General features: G+C 29.9%; 4 protein-coding genes and 1 pseudogene. All 5 read right to left on the bottom strand.

Going from position 1 to position 4,497, the window contains the following annotated elements; genetic code table 11:
• Nucleotides 1-1,748 (bottom strand): hypothetical protein (locus tag A9G11_RS05690; RefSeq protein WP_141674354.1); only part of this gene is annotated, 1,748 nt, incomplete at its 3' end.
• A gap of 89 nt (nucleotides 1,749-1,837) precedes the next feature.
• Nucleotides 1,838-1,969: pseudogene (locus A9G11_RS14380) on the bottom strand (integrase core domain-containing protein); the annotation flags it as partial.
• Between the two features lie 4 nt (nucleotides 1,970-1,973).
• Nucleotides 1,974-3,392, bottom strand: a complete 1,419-nt coding sequence (locus A9G11_RS05685) for a hypothetical protein (RefSeq protein WP_065618538.1) — start codon at nucleotides 3,390-3,392, stop codon at nucleotides 1,974-1,976.
• Between the two features lie 7 nt (nucleotides 3,393-3,399).
• The gene (locus A9G11_RS05680; protein WP_141674352.1) at nucleotides 3,400-3,813 is read right to left on the bottom strand and encodes a hypothetical protein; all 414 of its coding nucleotides are present in this window, start codon (nucleotides 3,811-3,813) and stop codon (nucleotides 3,400-3,402) included.
• Nucleotides 3,814-3,927: 114 nt separating this feature from the next.
• Nucleotides 3,928-4,497, bottom strand: a 570-nt coding sequence (locus A9G11_RS14375) for a peptidoglycan-binding domain-containing protein (protein ID WP_218056063.1), incomplete at its 5' end; no start/stop codon positions are given.

Below are 4,497 nucleotides of genomic sequence, written 5' to 3'. Positions count from 1 at the left end.
TCTTCTATATCACTTGTTGTGAACTCAATATTTCCTTGATTATCTAGATATTGATTTTCATAAATATTGCCAAAATATCGAATAATATGATTCGTTTTTATTCCAGTAAGATTAAATCGTTCAATCACACCATAAATATTATCTTTATTATATCTATTAAAAATAGCTATTTTTCTGTTTTCATTATCTATTATCGATTGAGATGTAATGAAGACACCTTTTTCATCATAAATTGTTTCGATCGTTAAAGGTTGCATAATTGGACTTTCTAATACATTAAATATCTGCTTATGCATTTGATCGTTATCACTATATTCATAACGCTGTAACGTCTTTTGTATTCTAGTTTTTTGTACTATAGAATCAATTTTCCCCATAACTTTTTCTAGACGAACATAGGTGGGTAAAATAATAGCTTGTTCAATTCCCTCTAGTGGTGTTATTTTTCCTTCATTATCTAAGCTAAAAAAATAAGTTCCATTTTCTAATGATTTAAATTGTTCAGTTGGCAATGATAATGGCTTTTGTTGCCATTTTTCCATCGAAATAGTTTGATATTGGTAATTAAGACCAATGGTCACTTTGACTAAATCAACATACCCATCTTTCGGATGCTGAAATTCAGCTTCAGCTAGACTCATTGGAAATTGATGCGGATAATTTTTATAACGCTTTTCACCCCATCGCGGAAACGGAGTTGAATGGTAATAAGAACTATAAGGTTTTATACCCAGAAAAATTGCTCTAGTAATTGCATTTTTATCTGCTTGAGTATTATCTGTGTTAGATGCCATTTGATTAATCAGCTGTTCTACATAATAGGGACTGACTCTTTTAAAATCCATTGGTAACGAGCGATAAATAGCATTTTGTGGCAAGATTACATTTTCCATAATATCGGGTTCAGCATTACTGGTTTTGACAATTTTTCCTGATTCATCTAAATATTGGCTCTCTACACGCCCTAATTGATCATAAATAATGGTATGATTAACCTTAATCCCTTTTTCATTAAAAATGTCCAATGTTGAATAAACATCATCCCGGTATAAGTAAGTCATAATTGCTTTATAATTTGTCACAAAATTATGCTCTAACATTTTGGTTCTCTGTCCTGTCTGATCATAATTCACTTCATAACGGATAATGACATTATTATCCAAATCTAGTTTTTCACTGATTTCATTTTGTTTATTTCCATTAGACCAATAGGTAAAAACATTTTTTTCAATTAAGGTTAAAGGACGTTTCTGTATTTTAATTACTTTTCCTTGCTCAATAACCACTTTTAGATAACAATCTTGTTTCCACGCTTCTTCAACGGAGTTAAGAAGATGGGGTTGAAATTTCTCATCTAATGTCAAAAAATGCTCACCATCTGGATAATTTTCAAACTTTGCAGTAGGAAATAAAATATCAATTACATCACGCTTTTTTAAAAGAATACTTTCATATTGATAATTATCATTTAGCTCAATAAATTGAATTATATTATCTGAAAAATAAGAATTTATTTTTTCAGCTTGTGTAAGTGTTAAAAAGGGTTGTGTAGGAAAATTTTTATAATCACTATGTTTATAGCCTGAGTGAATATAAGTGACATGAGATCTAATTCCATGTGATTTTAATTGATTAATTATGGTATCATCTGACAAGTTATCTTTTTGCATTGTCAGCGCCAGAGTCGAATAAAATAAAGTTGATACTAAACTGATTAGATAAATTACTTTAAAAAACATGTTTTTCATCTCAATTACCTTTATTCTAATCAATAGCTAATACCATACATAGTTCTTCTGTAAATACCCTATTCTTAGTACACAATTCACGTAGAAAATTACTCTAGGTTTTTCAGTGTATTATATTCAATTGGCGTCATATTGTTTAATGCCTCATGGGGTCTTTCGGTATTATAAATGGTTAACCACTTCTCTGTTATTTTTTCCATCTCATATAAACTCAAAATTAATTCTTTAGTTATATTCTGAATAAGTAACTTCTTCAGGTGTTGGTTGTCGGTAAGATGCAAAATAGTCTTTCCCTACAATAAATAGGGTATTTTTCATATAAATTGCCTGATTACCATTCCTTAAAAATTTAGCCAGTGGGGTATTTTTAATATTATCAAAGGTTATATAGTCTAAGTCTTTACTAATATCGATATCATATTTTTTAAAATTTTCCACTTGCTGTTGATAAAATGACTCATCGCCAAAAAATTGCTTTGCATCAATTTTACCAAATGTGACAGGATAAGATTGTTGATAGTTAATACAAAATTGTTTCTCATTCAGTTTTAATGTCATTGTCACATCATCGAGATCATACAAATCACCACCGTCAAAACGTAAATAATCATTAGCTTGATGACTGGTTAATAATAAACTTTTTGTAGAATGTATTTTTTTATCTTTATTGGCAAATTTACTATAACAATTAGACGTTACAGGTAATTCTTGAAACTTCCCTTTTTTTGTAACTTGATAGTGCTGTACTTCTATAGTTTCATCTTCAAAACGTTGGCGGCGTTCTATAAAGTAGTTTTTGTCGATAGTAAAGTAACGATAACCAACAGCTTGGCCATCACCACCCGGACCTCCTCGAGTTGTGGTTATGTAGTTAAAAATTAATAGATTATCTAATACTTTATAGTCATTTGAAAACAGATATAATAAAGATTCTGTTTCACCACTATCCCAGACTACATCAATAAATATTGGATTTATATTAGATGAAATAGAAGAAAATTTTGCCCCATATATATTTGTTGCAGTCCATGGAAGATCCAAAAAATTTTTAAAATGAAGGGATATTTTTTTCGGTATCTTATCACGATATAATATAAAAGCATCATCTGAATTAAACGGAACATTGATTATAGGTAATTGAGGTACTTCTTTAATAAACTCTTGTTCAAAATAAGGTTTTGAATAAAATACTGGCTTACCATTTTTTCCGAACAGAAGCAGTATATCATTCAATAATACTACTTGCCGATTTTGCGTTACATACTGTTTTAATGGACTATTATCAATATTTTTATCAAATTGAAGATAAGTAATTTTGTCATCTAATTTAATATCATAATTATACTCTAGTAATTCTTGCTGTTCTTTTAAGTCAAAATATGTTTTTTCTATATTATTGTTTATAAAAAAATCTTTTGTCGATATAGTATTACGATTAATTAAAAATTCCTGTTTATTAAAATAAAATTTATTACCAAGTAATTTTATATCAAAATCAACAGTTGTATCATCTACTAGCGTATCACTAATACCATAAATAATTCCCCAATTATCCGAAGCTTTTTTTTCATTAGCTATAGCTGAAGATGTAATTAAATGCAAAAATAACGAGAATAAAACAAAACATAGTTTAATTGTCTTCATACCCTTCTTAATCCATATTAGCTATTAATGTTTGCATTGACAATCCATTAACTTGTCCAACACTTTGAACAAAATATTCATCTTTTAAGTAATCTAATTCAAAACTCCTTACATCAAAATGAACCCATGTTGAAGCTATTGCCGTATCTGTTGATATTTTTACACGATTTCCTACCTCTAAAGAAATAACATTTGGGGTAGACCATCTATAATGAGCATCGCAATACCTTATCATTACTTCTCTTGCATTATCGCATAAATTAGCTACTGTAACTTTAGAATCATTGTGAACCAAGTTAATATCAAGTGCTTTTCCCAAATGATTAGTGGTCGTTCTATTATGAGAATGATTATCTGACCAACATCGATATCCAGATGATACTGATGCGATTTTCATATTTCGTTTATCAAAGTGTGTCAAATAAAATTTCCAAGCTCTTAATACCCAAAATAATGTTCTATGTAATCCTGGATACTCATATTTTCTATGTGCTTCTAAGGTCTCCTTTTTTTGTCTTTGGTCGGCATATAGACCTCAACCAACCCCCTCACAGGCTATGTCATTTTTAGCTAATGTAAGATTTGAACACTTACATCTAGCCTGCTCAAAATATGTATCAATTGGATATTCTCTTTGGAATTCATCTATCGCTTTTATAACATCCATAGCAACAAAACCAGTTTCTTCAACTTCCATATAATCACGCTGGAATTGTTTGATCATTTTTTCTGTTCTTTCAGTGAATTCATCTGTTGGTACATTTCCACCAAAACCGGCTAACCTAATATTGATTTCTCTAATAATTTCATGTTTATCTCCTTTCTCAAAGAGGTAAGTTTTAGCAGAAAAATAATTAATTATTGATATAGGATGGATATACCAAGCTTTACCGTCTTGATTTAGTGTGGCTGGGGGTGAGGTATCGGTTTGTGCTGTTTGGGTATTTGCTCCATTCACATTACCCGCATTATCCTCTGTCGTTGGTTGATTTTGATTGGCTAATCCATTAACCACATCTTTCCACCATAAGCATTTTTTGATTTTCTCTTTCTCTTTTTCCCACATCTCAACTTTTACTTCTAACTCATGCATATAATTATAGTC

This window comes from Gilliamella sp. wkB108 (assembly GCF_001690195.1).
Classification (GTDB): Bacteria; Pseudomonadota; Gammaproteobacteria; order Enterobacterales; family Orbaceae; genus Gilliamella; species Gilliamella apicola_L.
Note: the sequence above shows the minus strand (reverse complement) of the source record. Positions and strands in the feature narration are given on the sequence as shown.

Coding starts and splice junctions, on each gene's coding strand:
- A9G11_RS05685 (WP_065618538.1), bottom strand. CDS start 3,392: ATGAAGACAATTAAACTATGTTTTGTTTTATTCTCGTTATTTTTGCAT.